General features: G+C 66.0%; 26 protein-coding genes. 18 read left to right on the forward strand and 8 right to left on the reverse strand.

The window, feature by feature from the left end; translation table 11 throughout:
* Positions 1 to 12 precede the first annotated feature (12 nt).
* Positions 13 to 666, reverse strand: a complete 654-nt coding sequence (locus tag GGD62_RS17310; protein ID WP_183709149.1) for a DNA-3-methyladenine glycosylase — start codon at positions 664 to 666, stop codon at positions 13 to 15.
* Positions 667 to 788: 122 nt separating this feature from the next.
* Between GGD62_RS17310 and gluQRS the strand changes: the two genes are divergently transcribed.
* Positions 789 to 1,661, forward strand: coding sequence for a tRNA glutamyl-Q(34) synthetase GluQRS (gene gluQRS, locus GGD62_RS17315; protein WP_183709347.1), 873 nt, complete (start codon positions 789 to 791; stop codon positions 1,659 to 1,661).
* A gap of 104 nt (positions 1,662 to 1,765) precedes the next feature.
* Positions 1,766 to 3,046: an ATP-binding protein gene (locus GGD62_RS17320; RefSeq protein ID WP_183236679.1), complete on the forward strand. Its 1,281-nt coding sequence runs from the start codon at positions 1,766 to 1,768 to the stop codon at positions 3,044 to 3,046.
* Here the strand turns inward: GGD62_RS17320 and GGD62_RS17325 are convergent.
* Complete coding sequence (locus GGD62_RS17325; RefSeq protein ID WP_026201638.1) at positions 2,973 to 3,866, reverse strand: YihY/virulence factor BrkB family protein; 894 nt, start codon at positions 3,864 to 3,866, stop codon at positions 2,973 to 2,975. The genes GGD62_RS17320 and GGD62_RS17325 overlap by 74 nt on opposite strands.
* A 233-nt stretch (positions 3,867 to 4,099) precedes the next feature.
* Between GGD62_RS17325 and GGD62_RS17330 the strand changes: the two genes are divergently transcribed.
* From GGD62_RS17330 to GGD62_RS17355, 6 genes are all read left to right on the forward strand, one after another.
* The gene (locus GGD62_RS17330) at positions 4,100 to 4,294 is read left to right on the forward strand and encodes a twin transmembrane helix small protein (protein ID WP_018316269.1); all 195 of its coding nucleotides are present in this window, start codon (positions 4,100 to 4,102) and stop codon (positions 4,292 to 4,294) included.
* 66 nt (positions 4,295 to 4,360) lie between these two features.
* A complete protein-coding gene (locus tag GGD62_RS17335; protein ID WP_018316268.1) occupies positions 4,361 to 4,933 on the forward strand; it encodes a cob(I)yrinic acid a,c-diamide adenosyltransferase in 573 nt (190 codons plus the stop codon).
* Positions 4,934 to 5,060: 127 nt separating this feature from the next.
* Positions 5,061 to 5,810: an electron transfer flavoprotein subunit beta/FixA family protein gene (locus tag GGD62_RS17340; RefSeq protein ID WP_018316267.1), complete on the forward strand. Its 750-nt coding sequence runs from the start codon at positions 5,061 to 5,063 to the stop codon at positions 5,808 to 5,810.
* Positions 5,810 to 6,754 (forward strand): electron transfer flavoprotein subunit alpha/FixB family protein, encoded by a 945-nt coding sequence (locus GGD62_RS17345; RefSeq protein ID WP_018316266.1) that lies wholly within the window; start codon positions 5,810 to 5,812, stop codon positions 6,752 to 6,754. The genes GGD62_RS17340 and GGD62_RS17345 overlap by 1 nt, the downstream gene beginning before the upstream one ends.
* A 210-nt stretch (positions 6,755 to 6,964) precedes the next feature.
* Complete coding sequence (locus GGD62_RS17350; protein ID WP_026201637.1) at positions 6,965 to 7,846, forward strand: 3-hydroxybutyryl-CoA dehydrogenase; 882 nt, start codon at positions 6,965 to 6,967, stop codon at positions 7,844 to 7,846.
* 178 nt (positions 7,847 to 8,024) lie between these two features.
* Positions 8,025 to 8,219, forward strand: a complete 195-nt coding sequence (locus GGD62_RS17355; RefSeq protein WP_018316264.1) for a hypothetical protein — start codon at positions 8,025 to 8,027, stop codon at positions 8,217 to 8,219.
* A gap of 5 nt (positions 8,220 to 8,224) precedes the next feature.
* Here GGD62_RS17355 and tlpA read toward each other — a convergent pair whose 3' ends face one another.
* Positions 8,225 to 8,890, reverse strand: a complete 666-nt coding sequence (tlpA, locus tag GGD62_RS17360) for a thiol:disulfide interchange protein TlpA (protein WP_018316263.1) — start codon at positions 8,888 to 8,890, stop codon at positions 8,225 to 8,227.
* Between the two features lie 101 nt (positions 8,891 to 8,991).
* On the opposite strand from tlpA, the gene argH reads away from it, so the two are divergent.
* The 3 genes from argH (at position 8,992) to lysA (ending at position 12,067) form a co-directional block, all read left to right on the forward strand.
* Positions 8,992 to 10,389 (forward strand): argininosuccinate lyase, encoded by a 1,398-nt coding sequence (gene argH / locus GGD62_RS17365; RefSeq protein ID WP_183709151.1) that lies wholly within the window; start codon positions 8,992 to 8,994, stop codon positions 10,387 to 10,389.
* A gap of 95 nt (positions 10,390 to 10,484) precedes the next feature.
* Positions 10,485 to 10,778, forward strand: coding sequence for an LPS translocon maturation chaperone LptM (lptM, locus tag GGD62_RS17370; RefSeq protein ID WP_026201636.1), 294 nt, complete (start codon positions 10,485 to 10,487; stop codon positions 10,776 to 10,778).
* A 23-nt stretch (positions 10,779 to 10,801) separates the two neighbouring features.
* Positions 10,802 to 12,067 carry a diaminopimelate decarboxylase gene (gene lysA / locus GGD62_RS17375; RefSeq protein WP_183258295.1) on the forward strand — a complete coding sequence of 422 codons (1,266 nt, stop codon included), beginning with the start codon at positions 10,802 to 10,804 and terminating at the stop codon, positions 12,065 to 12,067.
* 103 nt (positions 12,068 to 12,170) lie between these two features.
* On the opposite strand, the gene GGD62_RS17380 is transcribed toward lysA, so the two are convergent.
* Together GGD62_RS17380 and GGD62_RS17385 are read right to left on the reverse strand one after the other, a co-directional pair.
* Complete coding sequence (locus GGD62_RS17380; RefSeq protein WP_183709153.1) at positions 12,171 to 13,061, reverse strand: NAD(P)-dependent oxidoreductase; 891 nt, start codon at positions 13,059 to 13,061, stop codon at positions 12,171 to 12,173.
* A gap of 137 nt (positions 13,062 to 13,198) precedes the next feature.
* Complete coding sequence (locus GGD62_RS17385) at positions 13,199 to 13,582, reverse strand: carboxymuconolactone decarboxylase family protein (protein WP_018316258.1); 384 nt, start codon at positions 13,580 to 13,582, stop codon at positions 13,199 to 13,201.
* A 165-nt stretch (positions 13,583 to 13,747) separates the two neighbouring features.
* Between GGD62_RS17385 and GGD62_RS17390 the strand changes: the two genes are divergently transcribed.
* On the forward strand, positions 13,748 to 15,697 hold the full coding sequence (locus tag GGD62_RS17390) for a TIGR02302 family protein (protein WP_183709155.1): 1,950 nt from the start codon (positions 13,748 to 13,750) through the stop codon (positions 15,695 to 15,697).
* Positions 15,685 to 16,830, forward strand: a complete 1,146-nt coding sequence (locus GGD62_RS17395; RefSeq protein ID WP_183709157.1) for a DUF4175 family protein — start codon at positions 15,685 to 15,687, stop codon at positions 16,828 to 16,830. Before GGD62_RS17390 ends, GGD62_RS17395 begins: the two co-directional genes overlap by 13 nt.
* A 192-nt stretch (positions 16,831 to 17,022) precedes the next feature.
* Here GGD62_RS17395 and GGD62_RS17400 read toward each other — a convergent pair whose 3' ends face one another.
* Together GGD62_RS17400 and GGD62_RS17405 are read right to left on the reverse strand one after the other, a co-directional pair.
* Entirely contained in the window at positions 17,023 to 17,397 is a 375-nt protein-coding gene (locus GGD62_RS17400; protein WP_018316255.1) for a response regulator, read from the reverse strand.
* A gap of 41 nt (positions 17,398 to 17,438) precedes the next feature.
* On the reverse strand, positions 17,439 to 18,320 hold the full coding sequence (locus tag GGD62_RS17405) for an MJ0042-type zinc finger domain-containing protein (protein WP_183258298.1): 882 nt from the start codon (positions 18,318 to 18,320) through the stop codon (positions 17,439 to 17,441).
* Positions 18,321 to 18,481: 161 nt separating this feature from the next.
* On the opposite strand from GGD62_RS17405, the gene ftsE reads away from it, so the two are divergent.
* From ftsE to GGD62_RS17425, 4 genes are all read left to right on the forward strand, one after another.
* Entirely contained in the window at positions 18,482 to 19,141 is a 660-nt protein-coding gene (ftsE, locus tag GGD62_RS17410) for a cell division ATP-binding protein FtsE (protein ID WP_020508614.1), read from the forward strand.
* On the forward strand, positions 19,134 to 20,102 hold the full coding sequence (locus tag GGD62_RS17415; protein ID WP_018316252.1) for an ABC transporter permease: 969 nt from the start codon (positions 19,134 to 19,136) through the stop codon (positions 20,100 to 20,102). Before ftsE ends, GGD62_RS17415 begins: the two co-directional genes overlap by 8 nt.
* Positions 20,103 to 20,204: 102 nt before the next feature.
* Positions 20,205 to 20,909 carry a YdcF family protein gene (locus tag GGD62_RS17420; protein WP_018316251.1) on the forward strand — a complete coding sequence of 235 codons (705 nt, stop codon included), beginning with the start codon at positions 20,205 to 20,207 and terminating at the stop codon, positions 20,907 to 20,909.
* A gap of 23 nt (positions 20,910 to 20,932) precedes the next feature.
* A complete protein-coding gene (locus GGD62_RS17425) occupies positions 20,933 to 21,706 on the forward strand; it encodes a 1-acyl-sn-glycerol-3-phosphate acyltransferase (RefSeq protein ID WP_018316250.1) in 774 nt (257 codons plus the stop codon).
* 97 nt (positions 21,707 to 21,803) lie between these two features.
* On the opposite strand, the gene GGD62_RS17430 is transcribed toward GGD62_RS17425, so the two are convergent.
* A complete protein-coding gene (locus GGD62_RS17430; protein ID WP_026201635.1) occupies positions 21,804 to 22,412 on the reverse strand; it encodes a gamma-glutamylcyclotransferase in 609 nt (202 codons plus the stop codon).
* A gap of 110 nt (positions 22,413 to 22,522) precedes the next feature.
* Here GGD62_RS17430 and GGD62_RS17435 point away from each other — a divergent pair, with 110 nt between their 5' ends.
* Complete coding sequence (locus GGD62_RS17435) at positions 22,523 to 23,707, forward strand: DUF2125 domain-containing protein (RefSeq protein WP_183709159.1); 1,185 nt, start codon at positions 22,523 to 22,525, stop codon at positions 23,705 to 23,707.
* The last annotated feature ends 59 nt before the right edge of the window (positions 23,708 to 23,766 follow it).

A 23,766-nucleotide genomic window follows, 5' to 3' on the forward strand; every position in this document is an offset into this window, starting at 1 on the left:
GCAGCGGTTTCTTTAGCCCGAGCCGGCGAGCACGCCCTCGCGCTTCTTCACCGCGCGATAATAGCTCCACCACAAATGCGCCGCCGCGCCGCGCAGGGGACGCCAGGGCTCGGCGAGCGGCGCCATCTGCTTTTCCGTCGGCCTTGCCTGAAGGCCGAGCCCGACGCGGATAGCCTCCTGCACGGCGAGGTCGCCGGCGGGCCAGGCATCGCCATGGCCGAGGCAGAACAACAAATAGACGTCCGCGGTCCAGGGGCCGATGCCGGGCAGCGCGATCAGCGTGTGATGCGCGGCGTCGGCGTCTTCCTCGGCGAGCACGTCGAGGTTCAGCCGCTGCGCGCCGATCTCGCGTGCAAGATGCTTCAGCGTCTTGATCTTGGCGGCCGACAGGCCGAGCCGCCCGAGCCGGTCAGTGCGGGCGCGGCGCACCGCGTCATGGTCGAACGGATCGAAGGCCGCCGACAACCGTCCCCAGATCGCCGCGGCGCTCGCGGTCGAGAGCTGCTGGCCGCAGACGATGTGGGCAAGGCCCGCAAAACCCGGCTCGCGCCGCCGCAACGCCGGCATGCCCGCGATCTCGAATACGGGTTTCAGGCGGGGATCGCGCCTGATCAGCGCTTGGACGGCCTCTTCGAGATCGGATTGGGTTTCGAGATGGATGGTCATGCGATTGGCAAGCTTTCTTCGACGTCATGCGCGGGCTTGACCCGCGCATCCATCTCCTATCGTAACAGAGTCCTTGGAAGATGGATGGCCGGGCTGAGCCCGGCCATGACGAGTTTGATATGATGGCACCACCCGTTTTCCGATTCGCCCCGAGCCCGAACGGCCACCTCCATCTCGGCCACGCCTATTCCGCACTGCTGAATTTCGACCGCGCGCGCGAGACCGGCGGCCGCTTGTTGCTGCGGATCGAGGACATCGATGCAACGCGCTGCCGGCCGGAATTCGAGGCGGCGATCTATGAGGATCTGGCCTGGCTCGGAATTAATTGGGAGACGCCGGTGCGGCGGCAGTCGGAGCATCTCGCTGATTATCGCGCGGCGCTGGACAAGCTGTCGGCGCTTGGGCTCATCTATCCCGCCTTCGAAAGCCGCGCCGAGATCGCAAAGCTCGTCTCCGCGCGCGAGGCTGACGGGCCGTGGCCCCGCGATCCCGATGGCGCGCCGCTCTATCCCGGCGATGCGAAATCGCTCTCAGCTTCCGAGCGCGACCGGCTCATGGCTTCGGGCGTGCCCTACGCGCTGCGGCTCGACATGGCGGCCGCCTGTCGGCGCGTCGCCGGCCTGACCTGGAATGAGCTGGGCGAGGGGCCTGATGGCGAGCGCGGCACGGTCCCGGCGCGGCCCGAGGCCTGGGGTGACGTCATCCTGGCGCGCAAGGAGACGCCGACCAGCTACCACCTGTCCGTCGTCGTCGATGACGCGCTCCAGGGCGTCAGCGAGATCGTGCGTGGCCAGGACCTGTTTCACGCCACCGCCGTCCACCGCCTGCTCCAGGTCCTGCTCGGCCTGCCCGAACCCGCCTACCGCCATCACCGGCTGATTTGCGACAGCGACGGGCGGAAGCTGTCGAAATCGAGCCGCTCGACCGGTCTGCGCGCCTTGCGCGCGGCCGGCATCACGCCTGCCGGCATCCGTCAGCTGGTGGGATTAGATTAAGTTTCTCTGGGGGTTAGCCAAACGCCGCCGTGACTCCGGGGGTTCCGCCGTGCCATGCTTGGCCGACAGCCCGGGGTTCGAAGGGGATACTTCGAAGGGGATTTATGGCGGCGAAAACGCGCCCAGCGCGCACCACGCGGACGTCCAGGCGACCGCCTCGGAAGCGGTCCGGGACGGCCGGCGGGTTGCGCAAGCGCAGCACCAAGGCGGTCGCCCCGGACGTGGTCCAGGCGGCGCTCGCCGCCTTTGCCCATGAGGTCCGCACCCCCCTGACCGGCATTCTGGCGATCAGCGACCTGCTTGCGACCTCCGATCTCGGCGAGCGGGAACGGCGCTGGGCCGACACCATCAAGGCCGGCGCCGAGCATCTGGCGAGCCTTGCCACGCTGTTCGTGGATGCCGCCCGAACCGGCAAGGGGGCCGGAAAGGGCGGAGGGACGCTGCGGCAGGACCTGTTCGATCTGCGCACGCTCGCCCGCAGCGCCGGGGATTCGCTGGCCGGCCGCGCCGCCGCCAAGGGTCTCCTGGCCCAGGTCGAGATCTCCGACAAGCTCCCCGGCCTCGTGGTCGGCGATCCCGTCCGCCTGCGCGCCGCGCTCGAGAACCTGATCGACAATGCCGTGAAGTTCACCGACCAGGGCGGCGTGGCACTCGAGGTCGCGCCCTGGCGTCCAGCCAAAGGCAAAGCGAAGGGCAAGCCAAAAGAGAAGGGCAGGGTCGGCGTCGCCTTCGCGGTGTCCGACAGCGGCATCGGTCTGACCATGGCCGAGATCAAGCGGCTGTTCCGCCCGTTCACCCAGGCCAATGTCACCATCGCCTCGCGCTTCGGCGGCGCTGGCTTGGGCCTGTCCTCGGTCAAGCAATTGGCGCGCGCGATGGGGGGCGACATCACCGTCGCCCCACGCCGGGGCGGTGGTGCTACCTTCACGCTGACGGTGTCGCTCGATGCGGCCGGACCGCGCAAATCCCGCAAGGCGAAGGGCGAAACCGAGGCGGATGTGGCCGCGGCGCTGCGCGTCCTCAGCGTCGAGGACAATCCGTTCGGCCGCGTCGTGCTCAACACGATTCTGACCGAGCTCGGCCATCATGCCGAGTTCATCGGGCGCGGCGAGGACGCCGTCGGCCGGCTGGCGCAAGGCGCGTTCGATGCGGTGCTGATGGATATGGTGCTGCCGGGCATCGACGGCGTCGAGGCCATCAGGCGGATCCGCACCATGGAGGCCCCGCTGGCTCAGATCCCGATCATCGGGGTGTCCGGCCGCGGCGAGGACGAGGCGGCCTCGCGCGAGGCCGGTGCCGACGCCTTCCTGGTCAAGCCTGTGTCTCCGCGGGCGCTAGCGACTGCGCTGCTTGAAGCGACACGCCGTGAGGAAGCCGCGACTTGATGATCGCGGCGTTGAGCTCGCCGCCGTAAACGAAGATCGCGGCGATGAAGTACAGGAACACCAGCGCGATGATGACCGAGGCGAGCCCCGCATACATGGTCACGTAATTGTTGGCGAAGCGCGCCAGATATTGCCCGAACACGATGCCTGATATCAGCGACGCCACGATGGTGAAGACGATGCCGGGAAGGATCTGGAAGAAGCCCCGCCGTCCAGCCGGCAGCCAGGCATGCAGGATGATCAGCGCCACCACCAGCGCACCGATGGTGATGCCGTAGCGCAGCCAGGTCAGGATGCTCTCGTTGGATTCGACGAACAGCGGGATGTGGCGCCGCGCCGCCTCGATCAAGAGCGGACCGAGCACGATCAGGAACGCCATGGCGAGCGCGGTGAAGGCAGCAATCAGCGTGTAGACAATCGATTCCAGCCGCAGCCAGTACCAGCGCCGCATCTCCACCACCGCATAGGCGCGGTTGAGTGCGACCCGGAGGGCCTCGACGCCGTTGGAGGCGAAATAGACCGACAGCGCCGCGCCGATGGTCAGAATGCCGGTGCGGGTCGTGGTCAGCACGTCATGCACCTCGCCCGAGATCGAATCGGCGACCTGCTTGGGCCAGATCTGCAGCATCAGGCTGGCGGCCTGGTCGGCGAGTTCCTTGGAGCCGAAGAAGCCCGCGAGCGAGGTCAGCACGATCAGGAACGGGAACAGCGCCATCAACGTCGACAGCGCGATATGGCTCGCGATCGCCCAGCCGTCGTCGGCCAGGAACGTGTAGAACGCATCCTCCAAGACGCAGTAAATGTAGCGGATGGCTTTCAAATGGCACCTACACCGCTGCCCGCTCTGCCCGCACGTAGGGAGAGGTCAGGAGAATAGGCAATGGGCGCAAATCGGAAATCATCGCAATACCATCTGATATTCTTGCCCCAAAAGCCAGTTCGCGAAGCGTCTCGCTGTCATTCCGGGCTCGACGCTTCGCATCGCCCCGGAATGACGCCGGAGGCTGCCGCGGCACCATGGCGGACCGGCGCGCACGGTGTTATCACCCCCCAATGGCATCTCTCCTGACGACTTTCATCCTGCCGGCGGCAGCCGGCGCCGTGGCGTTGGTGCTGCTGCTCGGGCTCATCAACATGATGCGCGGCGGCTCGCCCAACATTTCGCAGAAGCTGATGCGCTGGCGCGTGCTGCTGCAATTCGTGGCGATCATCATCGCGATGCTCGCGGTCTGGGCGATGGGGCGTTAGGGCATGATCCGGAAAAGTGTGAAGCGGTTTTCCGACAGGATCATGCCCCAAAATTAAGAGTCTCCTATGGTCGTACTGAATCGCATCTACACCAAGACCGGTGACGACGGCACGACAGCGCTCGGAACCGGCGAGCGGCGTCCGAAATACGATCTGCGCATCGAGGCCTATGGCACCGTCGACGAGACCAACGCCGCGATCGGCGTGGTCAGGCTCCACACCGCGGACATGCCCGAGCTCGACGTGATGCTCGGCCGCATCCAGAACGACCTGTTCGATCTCGGCGCCGACCTTGCGGTGCCCGAGCGTGAGGGCAAGGCGGAGCGGCTGCGGGTGGTGGCGAGCCAGGTCGAGCGGCTCGAGCGCGACATCGACGCGCTCAACGACAAGCTCGCGCCGCTGACCTCCTTCGTGCTTCCCGGCGGCACGCCGACTGCGGCCTATCTCCACGTGGCGCGCACGATATGCCGCAGGGCGGAACGGGTGATCGTGGAACTGGCGGCGCAACCCGGGGAGCAGGTCAGCGCGGCTGGCATCCAATATATGAATCGCCTGTCGGACTTCCTGTTCGTGGCCAGCCGGGCCGCCAACGGGAACGGCGCCGGCGACGTGCTTTGGGTTCCGGGCCAGAACCGCTGACCTACCGTGCCCTCTGCATTTCAGAAGGCCGAAATTAGACTCGTTCGCGCGTTGACCGGGGCAGATCGGGCCTTTAGGTTCCGCGCCAGTTGATAACCCCCCTCCCAAATTGAGTGAAAGAGGATCGATGAAGGTCTTAGTGCCGGTAAAGCGGGTGGTCGATTACAACGTCAAGGTCCGCGTCAAGGGCGATGGATCGGGCGTTGAACTCGCCAACGTCAAGATGTCGATGAACCCGTTCGACGAAATCGCGGTTGAGGAAGCACTGCGCCTGAAGGAAGCCGGCAAGGCGACCGAAGTCGTGGTGGTTTCCATTGGACCTGCGCAGGCGTCGGAGACGATCCGCACGGGTCTTGCCATGGGCGCCGATCGCGGCATCCTGGTGAAGGCCGAGGGCACGGTCGAACCGCTCGCGGTCGCCAAGATCCTGAAGAAGGTTGCGGAAGAAGAGCAGCCCGGCCTGATCATTCTCGGCAAGCAGGCGATCGACGACGACAGCAACCAGACCGGCCAGATGCTGGCTGCGTTGCTCGGCTGGTCGCAGGCGACGTTCGCTTCGAAGCTCGAGGTCGAAGGTTCTGACTTCAAGGTCACCCGCGAAGTCGATGGCGGTCTCCAGACCGTGAAGCTGAAGGGACCGACGATCGTCACCACCGATCTGCGTCTCAACGAGCCGCGCTATGCCTCGCTGCCGAACATCATGAAGGCCAAGAAGAAGCCGATCGCGGACAAGACCGTCGCCGATTACGGCGTCGACGTCGCTCCGCGTCTCGAGGTCGTCAAGACGACGGAGCCGGCCGGCCGCAAGGCGGGCGTCAAGGTCAAGGACGTCGCCGAGCTGGTGTCGAAACTCAAGAACGAAGCCGGGGTGCTCTGATGACGACGCTGCTGATTGCCGAACACGACAATGCGTCGCTCAAGGATGCGACCAACAAGGCCCTGACCGCGGCCGCCGCGCTCGGCGCGGACGTCGAAGTCCTCGTTGCCGGCCAGAACGCCAAGGCCGCGGCGGATGCCGCTGCCAAGCTTGCCGGCGTCAAGAAGGTGCTGCTCGCCGATGGCGAGCTCTACGCGCACGATCTCGCCGAGCCGCTGGCCGCGCTGATCGTCTCGCTGGCCTCCGGCTACGATGCGATCGTCGCGCCCGCGACCTCGCGCTTCAAGAACGTGATGCCGCGCGTCGCCGCCCTGCTCGACGTCATGCAGGTCTCGGAGATCATCAAGGTGGTCGCCCCCGACACCTATGAGCGTCCGATCTATGCCGGTAACGCCATCCAGACGGTGAAGTCCAAGGACGCCAAGAAGGTCATCACGGTGCGGACCTCGACCTTCGCCGCAGCCGGCGAGGGCGGCAGCGCGGCGGTCGAGACCGTCGCGGCGGCGGCCGATCCGGCCCTGTCGTCCTTCATCGGCGAGGAGGTCGCCAAGAGCGACCGTCCCGAGCTGACCTCGGCCAAGATCATCGTCTCCGGTGGCCGCGCCATGCAGAGCCGCGAGAATTTTGCCAAGTACATCGAGCCGCTCGCTGACAAGCTTGGGGCCGGTGTCGGTGCCTCGCGCGCGGCGGTGGACGCCGGCTACGCCCCGAACGACTGGCAGGTCGGCCAGACCGGCAAGGTGGTGGCGCCCGAGCTCTATGTCGCCGTCGGCATTTCCGGCGCCATCCAGCATCTGGCCGGCATGAAGGACTCCAAGGTGATCGTCGCGATCAACAAGGACGAGGACGCGCCGATCTTCCAGGTTGCCGATTACGGCCTGGTCGCCGATCTCTACCAGGCGGTTCCGGAGCTGACGGCCGAACTCGGCAAGCTCGGCAAGTAAAAGACGCCAAAAACACCGGCCGGAGGCATAAACTCCGGCCGGTGTTTCATTTCTGAAGCGTTTTCTTTGGCGTGGGGCACGCCTTCGAAGCGATCCAATCTAGGTTTCGAGCCCGGGTTCTGATTAAATCAAGCTTCTGATCAAATCAGACCTCCCGGCTCGGGGGATAGGCAGGCGCGCTCGTCGCGCGCCGTTCCGGTGGATGACAAGATGGCGGCAGTGATCAAGAAGGTCGGCGTGATCGGCGCGGGTCAGATGGGCAATGGCATCGCGCATGTTGCGGCGCTGGCCGGTTTCGACGTGGTGCTCAACGACGTTTCGGTTGATCGCCTCAAGTCGGGCATGGCCACCATCAACGGTAATCTGGCGCGCCAGGTCTCCAAGAAGGCCGTCTCCGAGGACGACAAGGCCAAGGCGATGGCGCGCATCACGTCCGCCGAGAAGCTGGACGACCTCGCCGATTGCGACCTCGTGATAGAGACCGCGGTCGAGAAGGAAGAGGTCAAGCGCAAGATCTTCCACGAGCTCTGCGCCGTGTTGAAGCCCGAGGCGATCGTCGCCTCCGATACGTCCTCGATCTCGATCACCCGGCTTGCCGCCGCCACCGACCGGCCCGAGCGCTTCATCGGCATTCACTTCATGAATCCGGTGCCGCTGATGGAGCTGGTGGAGCTGATCCGCGGCATCGCCACCGACGACCAGACCTTCGAGGCGTCCAAGGAATTCGTCGCCAAGCTCGGCAAGCAGGTCGCGGTGTCCGAGGATTTCCCGGCCTTCATCGTCAACCGCATCCTGCTGCCGATGATCAACGAGGCGATCTACACGCTGTATGAAGGCGTCGGCAATGTCGAGGCGATCGACGCGGCCATGAAGCTTGGCGCCCACCATCCGATGGGCCCGCTGGAGCTCGCCGATTTCATCGGCCTCGATACCTGCCTCTCGATCATGCAGGTGCTGCATGAGGGGCTGGCCGATTCCAAGTACCGCCCGTGCCCGCTGCTGGTGAAATACGTCGAGGCCGGCTGGCTCGGGCGCAAGACCCAGCGCGGCTTCTACGACTACCGCGGCGCCAAGCCGGTTCCGACGCGCTAAGGCGGCGGTGCCGTAGGGTGGGCAAAGCGAAGCGTGCCCACGCATTTTTCGCGACCATGGTGAGGTGGTGGGCACGGCGCAAGTGCGCCTTTGCCCACCCTACGGCACCTATCCTGTGTCGATTCATGTCGCGTTAACCCCTCGCGCCTAGGCTGCAGCCGGTAAGAGGGTTCGCGTAATGGACATGATGGCAATGGTCAGCACCATGCTGGCCGCTCAGCAAGGCGCGCTGCAGTCGAATATTGCGGCGACGCTGACCAAGCAGAACGCGGATATGGAGAAATCCACCGTCCTGACGCTGCTTGGTGCGGGTCAGCCCTCGCTGGCCAATGTCGGTGCCGGCGTCGGCGGCAACCTCAACATCACCGCCTGAAAATCCTAGAGCGCTGCGGCGGCCTTGCCCGTCGCCGCCCGGATCAACTTGAGCGCGTCCTCGCTCGCCCATTCCGCCGGCCCCGCGATCGTCGCAATCTCGCAGCCTTGCGGATCGACCAGCACCGAGGTGGGCATGCCGAGCGCCCGGCCTATGGCCTTAAGATCCTGAAAAACCTTGGCTTTCTGATCGCTGAAATAGCTGAGCCGGGCCAGATTGGCCTCTTTCAGGAAGGTCTTCGGCTTCTCGGGGTCGCGAGTGTCGATATTGATCGCCACCACCTCGAAATTCGGGCCCGACAGCTTGCCCTGGAGCTCGTCCAGCGCCGGCATTTCCTTCCGGCATGGCACGCACCAGGTGGCCCAGAGGTTCACCAGCAGCGTCTTGCCGCGGAAATCGGACAGCTTTTTCGGCTTGCCGTCGGCATCCTCGAAGGCGAGGTCGGGCAGCTTCAGCGGCGCGCTCGCCATGGTCAGCGCCGCCACCTCGCCATGGGCCAGCGGGGCGATCTTTTGCGCCGTAGCCACTGCCGCCCGGCAGGCCGGATCGCCTGATGGGGCCCGGCTCAGGCCCAGTCCGTACAGCGCAGCGAAGCCGGCCAGCCCTACGACCGCCACGGTGGCGATGACGAGGGGGACCCGGCGCGTGGCGGAGGGCGTCTTGTCGAGCATATCGTTTGTCATCCGGTCGCAGATATGGCTATCAGGGGCCTCTTAATACGGCTGGCGGCGGCCAGCAAACGTGCGGCAAATCAAGGCGTGAGCAGGGGATCATGAGCAACAAGATGTGGGGCGGCCGGTTCTCGGAACGTCCCGACGAGATCATGGAAGAGATCAACGTCTCCATCGACGTCGATCGTCACCTCTTCGCCCAGGACATTGCCGCGTCCAAGGCCCACGCTGCGATGCTTGCCGCGAAGGGCATCATCACGGGTTCTGATGCGAAAAATATCGGCAAGGGTCTAGACACGATTTTGTCAGAGATCGGCAAGGGCGGCTTCGAGTTCAAGCGCGCGCTCGAGGACATCCATATGAATGTCGAGAGCCGCTTGACCGAGCTGATCGGTCCCGCCGCCGGCCGCCTGCACACCGCGCGCTCGCGCAACGACCAGGTCGCGACCGATTTCCGTCTCTACGTCCGTGACATCATCGACGAGACCGACGCGGCGCTCGCCGCGTTCCAGGCCGCGCTGGTCAATCGCGCGCTGGAGCATGCCGCCACCGTGATGCCCGGCTTTACCCATCTGCAGACCGCGCAGCCCGTGACCTTCGGCCATCATCTGCTCGCCTATGTCGAGATGGCCGCGCGCGATCGCGGCCGCTTCCAGGATGCGCGCAAGCGGCTGAATGAATCCCCGCTCGGCGCCGCCGCGCTGGCCGGCACCTCGTTCCCGATCGACCGTCACGCCACCGCGAAGGCGCTTCTCTTCGACCGTCCGATGGCGAACTCGCTCGATGCCGTCTCCGACCGCGACTTCGTGCTGGAGGCATTGTCGGCGGCCTCGATCTGCGCCGTGCACATGTCGCGCTTTGCCGAGGAGATCGTGATCTGGACCTCGCCGCTGGTCGGCATGATCCGGCTCAGCGACAAGTTCACGACCGGCTCCTCGATCATGCCGCAGAAGCGCAATCCGGATGCCGCCGAACTGGTGCGCGCCAAGACCGGCCGCGTCATCGGCGCGCTCAACGGCTTGTTGATCGTGATGAAGGGCCTGCCGCTCGCCTATCAAAAGGACATGCAGGAGGACAAGCAGGGCGCCATGGAGGGCTTTGCCGCGCTGTCGCTGGCGATCCGCGCCATGACCGGCATGGTTCGCGATCTCGTGCCTGACGAAGCCAAGATGAAGCTTGCTGCAGGCGAGGGCTATTCCACCGCGACCGATCTCGCCGACTGGCTGGTGCGGACGCTGAAAATGCCGTTCCGCGACGCCCATCACGTCACCGGCCGTATCGTCGCCAAGGCCGCCGAGGGTGGCGTCGCCCTGCACGAGCTGCCGCTCAAGGAGATGCAGGCGATCGAGCCCAAGATCACCAAGGACGTGCTCGGCGTGCTCTCGGTCGAATCGTCGGTGAAGAGCCGCACCAGCTTCGGCGGCACCGCGCCGAAGAACGTGGCGTCGCAGGCCAAGGCCTGGGCGAAGCGGCTGGAAAAAGAGCGAAAATTGGGCTGAGGGGCAAAATTTCGCTTATGTTTCATGGTCATCCGGCTCTCGCCAGAGCGCGCCAATCTCTGTATGGTGCGCCCCGCGTAGTGGGGAATTTCGTCGTGACGTCAAAGTTTCGCCCGGCCGGCTCGGGGTGGGCCATCATTGTCTTGAGCCTGACGGCGCTCGCGCTTGCCGGCTGCGGCCGCAAGGGTCCGCTGGATTTGCCGCCGACCGCCTCCAACGCGCCAACGGGCAACGTCGCAGCTCCGACCGACACCGAGACCGCAGCCCAGAAGACGCCGAGCCTTTTCGACCCAACCTCCGGTGCGGATGCCGCACCCGCGGCGGCCAAGGGTAGGAAGAAACCGTTTATTCTCGACCCGCTGTTGGACGAACCTCCCGGCAAGAAATAAGCCGGGACAACCGAGCCTGCGTCATGAACCATTTCGACTATCGCAACGGCGTGCTGCACGCCGAGGCGGTGAACCTGTCCGAGCTGGCCGCAACAGTCGGCACGCCGTTCTATTGCTATTCGACCGCGACGCTGGAGCGGCACTATCGCGTCTTCACCGAGGCCTTCGCCGGCGAGAAGGTGCTGGTCTGCTACGCCATGAAGGCGAACTCGAACCAGTCGGTGCTGCGGACGCTCGCCAAGCTCGGCGCCGGCGCGGACGTGGTCTCCGGTGGTGAATTGAAGCGCGCGCTGGCCGCCGGCATTCCGCCAAGCAAGATCCTGTTCTCCGGTGTGGGCAAGACCGAACAGGAGCTGCGCGCCGCGCTCGCCGCCGACATCCTCTGTCTCAACGTCGAATCCGAGCCCGAGCTCGAGCTGCTGTCGCGCCTGGCGACCGAGACGGGCAAGACCGCGCGCGTCTCGCTGCGCGTCAATCCCGATGTCGACGCCGGCACCCACGCCAAGATCTCGACCGGCAAGTCCGAGAACAAGTTCGGCATCCCGATCGTGCATGCCCGCGAAGTCTATGCCCGCGCCGCGAAACTCCCGGGCATCGAGGTGACAGGCACCGACGTGCATATCGGCAGCCAGATCACCGACCTCTCCGGCATGGAGACCGCCTTCCGCATCCTCTCCGAATTCGTGCAGACGCTGCGCGCCGACGGCCACAACATCTCCCATGTCGATTTCGGCGGCGGCCTCGGCATTCCCTATTACATGGACCGCGAGGCGCCGCCGGCGCCGGCGGCCTATGCCGCCATGGTCAAGCGCGTCAGCCACAATCTCGGCTGCACGCTGATGTTCGAGCCGGGCCGCATGATCGTCGGCAATGCCGGCATCCTGGTCGCCAAGGTGATCTATGTGAAGCACGGCGACGGCAAGAATTTCGTCATCATCGACGCCGCCATGAACGACCTCATTCGCCCGACGCTGTACGAGGCGCATCACGACATCCTGCCGGTGACGCAGCCCACCAAGGGCGCCGCCACCATCATGGCCGACGTCGTCGGCCCGGTCTGCGAGACCGGCGACTATCTCGCGCTCGACCGCACGCTGCCGACGCCCGCGCCCGGCGATCTCATCGCCATCATGACCGCGGGTGCCTATGGCGCGGTGCAGGCCGGCACCTACAACACGCGCCCGCTGGTGCCGGAGGTGCTGGTGAAGGACGATCAGTACGCCGTCGTCCGCCCGCGCATCGAGGTCGAGCAGCTGATCGCGATGGACACGCCGGCGCCGTGGCTGTGAGACAGTGATCGTAGCTCGGATGGAGCGCAGCGAAATCCGGGTTCTCGCCGAGCCGTAACAACCCCGGATTACGCTGCGCTCCATCCGGGCTACGGGTTTGGCGTTATTTTTTTTCGCCCACCACCACCCCCGCCTTCTTCTCGATCGGCTTGATCGCCGCGGTGAAATCGGACTCGGCGCCTTCCGCGCTGATCACGGTCTCCCACAACCGCCCGACCGCGTCCGCGACCTCCATCGACAGGCCGAGCTGCTTCATCTCCTCCAGCACCAGCCGGACGTCCTTCACCATCAATCCCGTGGCGAAACCGAAATCGAAACTGCGCGGCAGCACGGCGCGCGGAAACTTGTCGCGGCTCGCGGTGTTCATGCCGGAGCCGGCGTTGATGACGTCGATCATCACGGCGGGATCGAGCCCGGCCTTCACGCCCATCACCACCGCTTCCGACGTCGCCACGATCGCGGTGGCCGACAGGAAATTGTTGGCGAGCTTCATGGTCTGCGCCGCGCCGGGCTTCTCGCCGATGAAGAACACCTTTCCGATCACGTCGAGCGCGGGCTTGAGCAGATCGAATTCTGCTCTCGGTCCGGAGACCATTACCGCCAGCGTGCCCTTCTCGGCGCCGCCGACCCCGCCGGAGACGGGGCAGTCGATCTGGACGATGTTGCGCTTGGCGAGCAGGTCGTGAATCTTCACGGCCATCGCCGAGCCGACGGTGGAGAGGTCGATGAAGCGTTTTGCCCGGCGGCCCTCGATCACGCCGTTCGCTCCCGTTGCAACCTCGAGCGAAGCTTGCAGCGATGGCAGGCTCGCCATCACGGTCTCGACCTGGTCGGCGATGTCCTGCGGCGATGTCGCCGCCGTCGCGCCGAGCGCCGTGAGCTTGTCCGTGACCTCCTTGCGCGTGTCGAACACGACGAGCCTGTGTCCCGCCTCGATCAGCCGCCGCGCCATCGGGAAACCCATGTTTCCGAGCCCGATGAATCCGATGTCCATGGTGTTTTTTCCTCTTCCTCGTCATTGCGAGGAGCGAAGCGACGAAGCAATCCAGAATGTTTCCGCGGAGGGATTTCTGGATTGCTTCGCTTCGCTCGCAATGGCGGAGCAATACAATTGAGAGCGGTTAGTTTGGCTCACGCCTTCCCATCGATCTCCGCAAACACCTCGCGCGCGATGCGGAAACTGTCGACTGCGGCGGGCATGCCGCCATAGATCGCCACCTGCATCAGGATCTCGCGGATCTCCTCACGGCTGACGCCGTTGGTCAGGGCGCCCTTCAGATGCGCGCGAAACTCGTGCTGGCGGTTGAGGATCGCGATCATGGCGATGTTGAGCATGCTGCGGGTCTTGCGCGGCAGCTCCTCGCGGCCCCACACCGTGCCCCAGCAATATTCGTTCAGCATCTCCTGGAACGGGCGGTTGAAGTCGTCGACATTCTTCAGGGCGTTGTTGACATAGGCCTCGCCCAGCACCGCTTTGCGGACTTCCAGGCCCTTGTCGTGCATCTTCTTGTCCATGGCGTTTCCTCTCGTCTCCCTCGGGGCGGCGCGGAAATTACGGGGTTGCAGCGGGCCAGTCACGTCCTCGTGTTATGCGGGAAAAGGGGTGTCTCCCGTACCGGAACGGATGCCTCAGTGCTGCCGTTGTGGTAGGCTTCTCTACCGGGCAACCTGGAGAGTTGATTGAACGGCGTCACCCCCGACCCGTCAGACCCGATCCGCAACGGCGATGCTCTGTCGCGGCTGAAGCTGGCGCAGGCCCTCGATCGGGCCATTTATGCCATCGCGTGGGAGCGTGCCTGGCCGAATTTGGCGCGGCTGCTGACCGTCGTCGGCCTGTTCCTGGTGGTGTCCTGGGCCGGCCTCTGGCTGGCTCTACCGTTCGTTGCCCGTGCCATCGGTCTCGTTGTTTTCGCCGGCATCGCTATTGCCGTCCTGTTTCCCTTGATTCGCTTCCGCTGGCCGAGCCGCGAGGAGGCGCTCAGCCGGCTCGATCGTGGCTCCGGCATTCGTCACCGCCCGGCCACGACGCTGACGGACACGCTGTCCTCGCAGGACCCGGTCGCACAGGCGCTGTGGCAGGCGCAGCGCGAGCGTACGTTGGCCTCGCTCAAGCGCATCCGCGCCGGGCTGCCGCATCCGCGGCTCGCGCTGCATGATCCCTGGGCGTTGCGCGCGCTGGTCATGGTGATGCTGGTCGCGACCTTCTTCGCCGCCGGCGACGAGCGCGCGATGCGGCTCGGGGCCGCCTTCGACTGGAACGGCGTGCTGGCGCCGGCCAATGTTCGCGTCGATGCCTGGGTCACTCCGCCGCTCTATACCGGCAAGCCGCCGGTCATCCTGTCGGCCGCCAACAAGGAGGCCGCGGCGCTGCCGGCCGCCGGCCCGCTTGCCGTTCCCGCCGGCTCGACCCTGATCGTACGCTCCTCCGGCGGCAGCCTGGATGTCGTGGTCTCCGGCGGCCTCAAGGAGGTTGCTCCCGCGGAAGCCGCGCCCAAGGGCACCAACGAGAAGCACTTCACCATCACGGCAGATGGCACCGCGCATGTCCGCGCCCCCTCCGGCCAGCCGCAATGGGCGTTCGCGGCAACGCCGGACCGTGCACCGACGATCGCGCTCGCCAAGGATCCCGAGCGCCAGGCGCGCGGCGGGCTCCAGCTCTCCTACAAGATCGAGGACGATTACGGCGTGACCGGCGCGGATGCCCACATTGCCCTGCGCCCCGCCGACGCCAAGGATGGTAGCAAGGATGGCAGCAAGGATTCCGACGGCAAGGCCGCGGCGCGGCCGCTGTTCCAGCCGCCGCAATTCCCGCTCGTGCTGCCGAACGCGCGCACCCGCAACGGCGTCGGCCAGACCGTGAAGGACCTCAGCGAAGACCCCTATGCCGGCGCCGACGTCACGCTGACGCTCACCGCCAAGGACGAGGCCGGCAACGAGGCCAGGAGCGAACCCTTCAACATGCGCCTGCCCGAGCGTCTGTTCACCAACTCGCTCGCACGCGCGCTGATCGAGCAGCGCCGTATCCTCGCGCTCGACGCCAACAGGAATTCGGACGTCTACACCGCGCTCGACGCGCTGATGATCGCACCCGAATTGTTCACGCCGGATGCCGGCTGCTATCTCGGCCTCCGCAGCCTCGCGAGCCAGCTCGAGGGCGCCCGCACCGACGATGCGCTGCGCAACGTGGTGGCGAGCATGTGGGCCTTCGCGACGACCATCGAGGACGACGGCGTCGCCGGCAGCGTCAACGCCGCGCTGCGCTCGGCGCAGGACGCGCTCAAGGCGGCGCTGGACCGCGGCGCCAGCGAGGACGAGCTCAGGGTGCTGACGCAGAAGCTGCGCGAGGCCATGGCCGGCAAGGTGCGCGATCTCGCCCGCCGCGCCGAGCAGAATCCGCTCGGCGCCCGGCAGCCGTTCCCGGCGGAGGTCCAGCTCATCCTCGACAAGGCCGTCGAGCTGCGACAAAAGACCCAGCACGCGACGCCCGAACAGCTCGCCGAGCTGGCGCAGCAGCAGGACGTCTTGCGCGAGCAGCTTCAGGCCTATCGCAAGTCGGCGAACAACCGTGCCAACAAGGCGGGGGACGACAGGACCAACCAGTTTACGCGGGACCGGAAATGCGGAAGCTAGCACCCGTGCCAGTCTTGAAGGCGATGTCGATCGCCTGCCTCGCCTTGCTGTTGGGCGGCGTCTTGCCGGCCGCCGCACAGCTGGATCAGGATCCCGATGCGCTGCTCGACAGCGCGGAAAAGGCGATGCAGGAATCCGGCGACAGCCTCAGGCAGAAGGAATCCGGGAAGAGCCTGAGCAACCAGTCCGACGCCATCCAGAAGCTCGAGGAATACAAGCGCGCCACGGAAAGAAGCCAGTCTTCCAATCGCGATCGTTCCGTCATCACGCAGCGCGATCTGGACGACCTCCTGCGGCAGATCGAGAAGGCGGCGCGCGAGGGCAATAAAGAGGCGGCCCAGCGCATCCTCGAGCAGCTCGCGCAGATCATGGAAAATCTCCAGATGGCGCAGCCCGGGCAATCCGGCGAGAGCGACATGGAGCAGGCGCTGAACGAGCTCAGCGACATGATCCGCAAGCAGCAGCAGTTGCGCGACAAGACTTTCAAGCAGGGCCAGGATTCCCGGCGTGACCGCTCGCGCGGCAAGCAGCAGGGCGACCAGTCGATGTCGGACCTGCAGCAGGATCAGCAGTCGCTGCGCGATCGCCTGAAGAAGCTGCAGGACGAGCTCGCCAAGCGCGGCCTCGCACAGAAGGGACAAAAGGGTCAAAAAGGCCAGCAAGGTCAGAAAGGCCAGCAGGGCGATCCGGGCCAGAGCGGCGATCAGGACGGCGATCAGGGTGATGACGACGGCAGCCTCGACGCCGCCGACGGTGCCATGGGTGATGCCGGCTCGAAGCTCGGTGAAGGCAATGCCGACGGTGCCGTGGATTCGCAGGGCAAGGCTCTCGACGCGATGCGCAAGGGCGCGCAGAAGATGGCCGAGGCGATGCAGCAGGGCGATGGCGACGGGCAGGGCGATGGTCCCGGCAATCGGGCCGGCCGTCAGCAGAGCGGCGGCAACCAGACCGATCCGCTCGGGCGCCCGCTTCATGGCCGCGATCTCAGCGACGACTACACCGTCAAGATCCCGGGCGAGATCGACGCCCAGCGCGTCCGCCGCATCCTCGAAGAGCTCCGCCGCCGCCTCGGCGACAGCTCGCGTCCGCAGATCGAGCTCGACTACATCGAGCGGCTGCTGAAGGATTTTTGAGGCGGCCCAGTACGTGCCCTATCTATCACCGTCACCCTGAGGTGCTCGCCTCTTCGGCGAGCCTCGAAGGGCGACGGCCCGGCTGGATCGGCTACATCGGGGCCGTACATCCTTCGAGGCTCCCCATGCAGCGCGTTGCGCCGCACGGCTCGCGCCTCAGGATGACGGATCAGCTGTGACTGTGTTGAGGTGTCAGGTTTTCTTCGCCGCCAGCGCATCCGCCACGGCGGTGCGGATGTCGGCGACCGAGAACGGCTTTGTCACGACGTCGTGCACCAGCGCATTGAGGTTCGAGGCGCGCTCGCGCTGGTCGGCAAAGCCGGTCATCAGCAAGATGGTCAGGTCGGGAAAATCGCGCGCGGCGGAGAGCGCCAGCGCGATGCCGTCCATCACGGGCATCTGGATGTCGGTGAGCAGCAGGTCGAAGGCGCCGTCCTCGCGGGTCAGGATCTCCAGCGCCTCGGCGCCGTCCTGCGCGGTGACCGTTTCGTGCCCGTCCATGGCGATGGCGCGCGCCACCAGCGTGCGCATCGAATCTTCGTCATCGGCGATCAAGATCTTCGGCATGGGACCAACTTTCGGACCAACCTCGGTACCGTGCAGCGCGATTATACGCTGCCGCCGGCAATGTCGCGCCGGTTGAAGAAGCGAACGTCGATATTGCGGCCTTCCGGCGGCGGCGAGGCCAGGCGGGAGCGGAAGAAGGCGCGCTCGCCGGGCCGCAGCACGGTCTGCTCCAGCACCGTATTCCAGGCGTAGATCTCCGCGCCTTGCCCGTCGCGCACGGCAAAGCGCAGCCGCGGAATGTCGAGCGGCTTCTTGCCCTCGCCGACGATCACGCCCTCGATCACCAGCACCTGCTTACCGTCCACGGTCTCGCTGGACAGCTTCACATCCTTGAAGGCGAGGCCCCGCAGGTTCACCTCGAGCCCGACCATCTTGTAGAAGGCGGCGGTTTGCGGCAGCAGCCGCACCATGTCGCCGCGCCAGATCACCAGCGCCAGCACCAGCGCGCCCATGGCGGCGCAGGCGGTCGGCAGGCCGAAATGGGATTTTTTGGGCGACGCGGTGGCGACCGGGCGGCTCACCCGCGCGCCGCGGCGGCCGAACAGACCGCGGAACCAGGACTGGTGCTGCGCGCCGACGACCTCCTCCTCGGCTTCCCGGGCCGCCGCGGACCACTCGTCCTCGGTTTCCTTGGGGGCCTCTTCATCGGGCCAGTCGCTGGCGATCGAGGGACTGTCGACGACAGGTGCGTCAGTGGCGCTGTCGTCCTTGGCATAGGAGTTCCACTGCTCGGCAAGGTCGGTCTGGTCGTCGGCCTGGCTGGCCGCGGCCATGGCCGGGACGGATGCCTCCTCGATGGCATCCTCGGCGTGGGCGATCCAGGTCTCCTTGCAGCGGGAACAGCGGACCGCCCGTCCGTTCGCCCCAAGGCTCGCGAGCTTGATGGCGTAGGATGTCATACAATGGGGGCAGACGATATGCATGGACGGGCCTCGACGATGACCCAGTCGCGCCTAACCGGGCACCCTGGATGCTACAAGGCGACCGTTAACGAACCGGAAACCATAACGGCGGCAAAACCCGTTGGTCGCGTATGGCGGAGCGCAGCAGTGCGACCCGCGTCCCCTCTCGAACGGAGCTGAGCTTGGTTCGGTTCGAAAATGTCGGATTGCGTTACGGTCTGGGGCCGGAGATCCTGCGCGACCTCAGCTTCCAGATCCCGGCGCATTCGTTCCAGTTCCTCACCGGCCCCTCGGGTGCCGGCAAGACCTCGCTACTGCGCCTGTTGTTCCTGTCGCACCGGCCGACGCGGGGCCTCGTCAATCTGTTCGGCCACGACATCTCGCGTCTCGGCAAGGACGAGATCGCCGATTTGCGCAAGCGCATCGGCATCGTGCTGCAGGATTTCCGCCTGCTCGATCACATGACGACCTATGAGAACGTGGCGCTGCCGTTCCGCGTCATGGGCCGCAGCGAGTCGAGCTATCGCAAGGAGGTGATCGACCTGCTGCGCTGGGTCGGGCTCGGCGACCGCATGGACGCGCTGCCGCCGATCCTGTCGGGCGGCGAGAAGCAGCGCGCGGCGATCGCGCGCGCCGTGATCTCGCGGCCGCAACTGCTGCTCGCGGACGAGCCGACCGGCAGCGTCGACCCGACGCTCGGACGCCGCCTGCTGCGGCTCTTCATCGAGCTCAACAAATCAGGCACCGCCGTCATCATCGCGACCCACGACATCGGCCTGATGGACCAGTACGAGGCCCGGCGGCTAGTGCTGCACCAGGGACGGTTGCACGTCTATGAGTAGGACCGACGAGCGCGGCGTGTTGGTCGACCTCGGACAGGAGCGTCCGCAGCTTCCAGCCAACGCGCGCAACATGTCGCCGATCGTGCCGCGCGCCTCGATCCAGGGCCGCGCGCTGGTCGCCGTCGTCGCCATCATGACCTTCCTGGCGTCGATGACCACGGGCACGGTGCTATTGGTGAGCGCCTCCGCCGCGGAATGGCAGTCGGACGTCGCCAGCGAGATCACCATCCAGGTTCGCCCGCAGGCCGGCCGCGATCTCGAACGCGACACCGCGGCTGTGACGGAGGCGATGCGCGCGCAAGCCGGCGTCGTCGAGGTCAAGCCGTTCACCCGGGAGGAGAGTGGCAAGCTGCTCGAGCCCTGGCTCGGCACCGGGCTGTCGATGGACGACCTGCCGGTGCCGCGCATGATCATCGCGCGTGTGCAACCTGGCACGCTGCTCGATCTCGGCGCCTTGCGCGCGCGCGTGACCCAGGTCGCGCCAAGTGCCAGCGTCGACGATCACCGCGCCTGGATCGAGCGGATGCGCTCGATGACCAACGCCACCGTGCTCGCCGGCCTCGGCATCCTCGCGCTGGTCATCATCGCCACCATCATCTCGGTCTCGTTCGCGACCCGTGGCGCCATGGCGGCGAACCGTCCGATCGTCGAGGTGCTGCATTTCGTCGGCGCCGGCGACCGCTACATCGCCAATCACTTCCTGCGTCATTTCCTGAGGCTCGGCCTCGAGGGCGGCGTGATCGGCGGCGGCGCCGCCATGCTGGTGTTCGGCTTCTCCGAGTCGATCGCCGGCTGGTTTTCCGGTACCCCCGTCGGCGACCAGTTCGCGGCGCTGCTCGGCACCTTCTCGCTGCGGCCGTCCGGCTACATCGTGCTCGCGGCCCAGGCCGTGCTGATCGGCGCCATCACCGCGGTGGCCTCACGCCAGACCCTGTTTGCGACGTTGAACGATGTTGATTGAGTTCTTTCTTCCGTTCTCCCGCAGGAGAGGGCGAAGAAACCGGACTCCACTTCGCCTCAAAACCTTTTAAAATCACCTCAGGGAAGGGATCATCGACATCATATGACCTCGCCGACCGACGATCGATCGCCGAACCTGCCGCGCGGCTGGCTGCGCGCGGCCGTGGTGTCGACGATTGCGCTCGCCTTCGTCGGCGCGGCGGCGGGCTTCATCGCATTCCTGTCGCAATTGCGCGGCGCCGAGATCGCCCCAAGCCGCAAGGCAGACGGCATCGTGGTCCTGACCGGCGGCTCCTCGCGGGTGTCGGACGCGATGGAGCTGCTCGCTGCCGGCTACGGCAGGCGGCTCCTGATCTCCGGCGTGCACCCGACGTCGACGGCGAGTGACATCTCCCGGACCTTGCCGGAGAACCAGTCCTTCATGACCTGTTGTGTCGATCTCGACCGCACCGCGCTCTCGACCCGCGGCAATGCGGCGGAGGCGCGGCGCTGGGCCGACGGCCGCCGATTCAAGTCGCTGATCGTGGTCACCTCGAACTATCACATGCCGCGCGCGCTGGTGGAATTCTCGCATGCGATGCCGCAGACGACGCTGATCCCGTTCGCGGTGGTCGGCGACAAATGGCGCGAGGAACCGTGGTGGACATCGGCATCCACCTTGCGGCTGCTGCTGTCGGAATATGTCAAGTACGTCGCGGCCGAGCTCAGGGTGCGGCTGGAGGATTTCGGGATTGACCTTTCGCCCGAGATGTCGGAGCAGCCTGCAGGTCAGCAGCCAAAGCGGCCCGCTACCGCACAGGCCAATTGATCGGCAAATTAATCGGATCGTCGATGTTCCTGATTTTCCTGCGCTCGCTCGTGTTCAACGTGCTGTTCTACGCCGTGCTGGTCTGCCTCGCGATCGTGGCGCTGCCGACCTTCGCATTGCCGCCGCGCGCCATGCTGACGGTCGCGCAATGGTGGGCCAAGGCGACGCTGGTCCTGATGCGCGTGGTCTGCAACATCAAGGTCGAATTCCGCGGTGTCGAGAACATCCCGCAGGGGCCGCTTGTGATCGTGGCAAAGCACCAGTCGTTCTGGGAGACCTTCGTGCTGCCCGGCTTCTTCAATCGTCCGATCTTCATCCTCAAGCGTCAGCTCATGCAGATCCCGGTGTTCGGCCAGTTCCTGGTCAAGACCGGGATGATCGCGATCGACCGCAAGGCCGGCGTGAAGGCGCTCTTGGACATGACGCGGCGGGCGCGCGAGGCGGTGCGCTCGGGCCGGCAGCTCGTCATCTTTCCGGAAGGCACGCGCCGCGCGCCGGGCGCGCCGCCCGACTACAAGACCGGCTTCGCGCAGATCTATTCGTCCTGCGGCGTGCCGTGTCTGCCGATCGCGCTCAACTCCGGCCTGTTCTGGCCCCGCCGCACCTTCATGCGCTATCCCGGCACGCTCGTGGTGGAATTCCTCGATCCGTTGCCATCGGGCCTGCCGAAGGATGAGTTTCTCTCCCGTGTGCAGACGGCGATCGAAGAGGCAACCGGCCGCCTCGTCGAGGCCGGCCGCAAGGAGCAGGAGCAACTGATTGGCGCCTCGCCGAGTTACGCCCCGTCGGAGAGCTAAAGCGCGATGAGATTAGGATGAATCGTCATCGCGCTTTAGTTTATTGTTTGAGCATGATCTTTCCGGAAAACCGCTGCGCATTTTTCCGGATCATGCTCTAGCGGCTCTCTCGATCGTCGCGAGCCGGCGGGTGCAGGGAATGCGCCTCCCCATGCAGCATGGTCGCGAGCTGATGCAATTGCGTATCGCGAAAACCTTCGGCCTCGATCGCCTTCACCGTCGCGGTGACATAGTCGCGATTGGCGCCGGACTGGCCGTGGCCCTGGACGACATGGCGGTGCTGCTCGGCGAGCGAGAGGCGGCCGGCATATTGCACATGGCCGCGGTCGACGACATAGGCGAGCGCGGAGACGCGCTGGCGCGCATCGTTCTCCAGCCACACCGAGCGCATCACCTCGCGATAGACCGAGGTGACCTGCTCGCGCGCCCGCAAATACGCGACCACGTCGGTGCGGTTCTTTTCAGCGACGCGAAAGGCGATGCCGCGGCAGGCGCCGCCGCGGTCGAGTCCGAGCACCAGGCCCGGCTTCTCCGGTGTGCCGCGATGGACGAAGGAATAGACGCAGAGCGCCCGGTGCTCTCCGACCAGCCGTGCCGGGACGCGCTCCTCGAAGTCGAAGCCCGGACGCCACATCAGCGAGCCATAGCCGAACACCCAGAGGTCGCCCGTGGCTGTGGTGACGGAGGGGAGGGTGATTTCGGACATTTCGGGCACGGCTACCAGAACCGCGCCCTCAAGCGAAGCGAATTCTCCGCCTTTCGTCGGGGGCTGGCCTCGCTTACATTTGCCAAAATCTGGGGCCAAAGGGTCGCCGCATGTCCAATATGACCGTTGCCGCAGGCCGCCGTTCCCGTTGGGGCCTTTTCATTGCCCCCGTCCTCGTCCTGATCCTCGCCGTCGCCTGGAGCTGCTTCTGGTTCTACGCGGCCTCGCAGGCCGAAGTGGCCGCCGACGCGTGGCGGGCGCAGGAGGCCAAGTCCGGCCGCATCTATGATTGCACCAAGCGCTCGATCGCCGGCTTCCCGTTCCGCTTCGAGGTCCAGTGCTCCGGCGCCAGCGTCGCCCTGGTCTCGCAGAACGCCAGCAAGACGCCGTTCACGGCCAAGCTCGACAACATCCTGGTCGTTGCCCAGGTGTACGATCCCAAGCTCGTCATCGCCGAATTCTCAGCGCCCGCGACGCTGACCGACGGCGTCACGCAGAACACCTTCGTGGTGAACTGGAGCAAGGGCCGCAGCAGCGTGGTCGGCCTGCCGGCCGTGCCGGACCGCGCCTCCATCGTGTTCGACGATCCCAACATCAATCGTCTCGACGGCAGCATGCAGGTGCCGCTCGCGCGCGCCAAGCAGGTCGAGCTGCACGGACGCCTCGCGGACGGCTCGCCGGCCGATCATCCTGTGATCGAGACCGTGCTCCATGTCGCGCAGGGCAGCATCCAGGGCGTTCATCCCCTGCTTGCCGAGCCGTTCGAGGCGGACACGCGCGCCAAGATCACGGGCCTGTCCGACCTGACGCCAAAGCCCTGGCCGCAGCGCTTCCGCGAGATCCAGGCCGCCGGCGGCCACATCGAGATCGTGCAGTCGCGGATTCAGCAGGGCGAGATGATCGCGGTTGCGGCCGGCACGCTCGCCCTCTCGGCCAACGGCCGGCTCGACGGCGAATTGCAGATGACGGTGACGGGGCTCGAGCGCGTGATCCCCGCGCTGGGCATCGAGAAGATGCTGGAGGAGGGTGTGCCGCAGGCCACGCTCGACCGCGTCGCGCCCGGGGTGAAGTCGCAGGACCTCAACAATCTGTTCGGCGCGCTCGATCGCGCCGTTCCCGGCCTCGGCAAGGTGATCAAGCAGAACGCCAATGCCGGCGTTGCCGCCGGCATCAACTCGATCGGCACCGAGAGCATGCTGGAAGGCAAGAAGGCGAGAAGCTTCCCGCTGAAGTTCGTCGACGGCGCCGTGCTGCTCGGCCCGGTCAAGGTCGGCCAGATCCCGCCGCTGTATTAGGTGGCGTAGCTGCCGTAGCCCGGATGGAGCGAAGCGCAATCCGGGACGGTGCCAGCCGC

This window comes from Bradyrhizobium sp. ERR14 (assembly GCF_014198235.1).
Classification (GTDB): domain Bacteria; phylum Pseudomonadota; class Alphaproteobacteria; order Rhizobiales; family Xanthobacteraceae; genus Bradyrhizobium.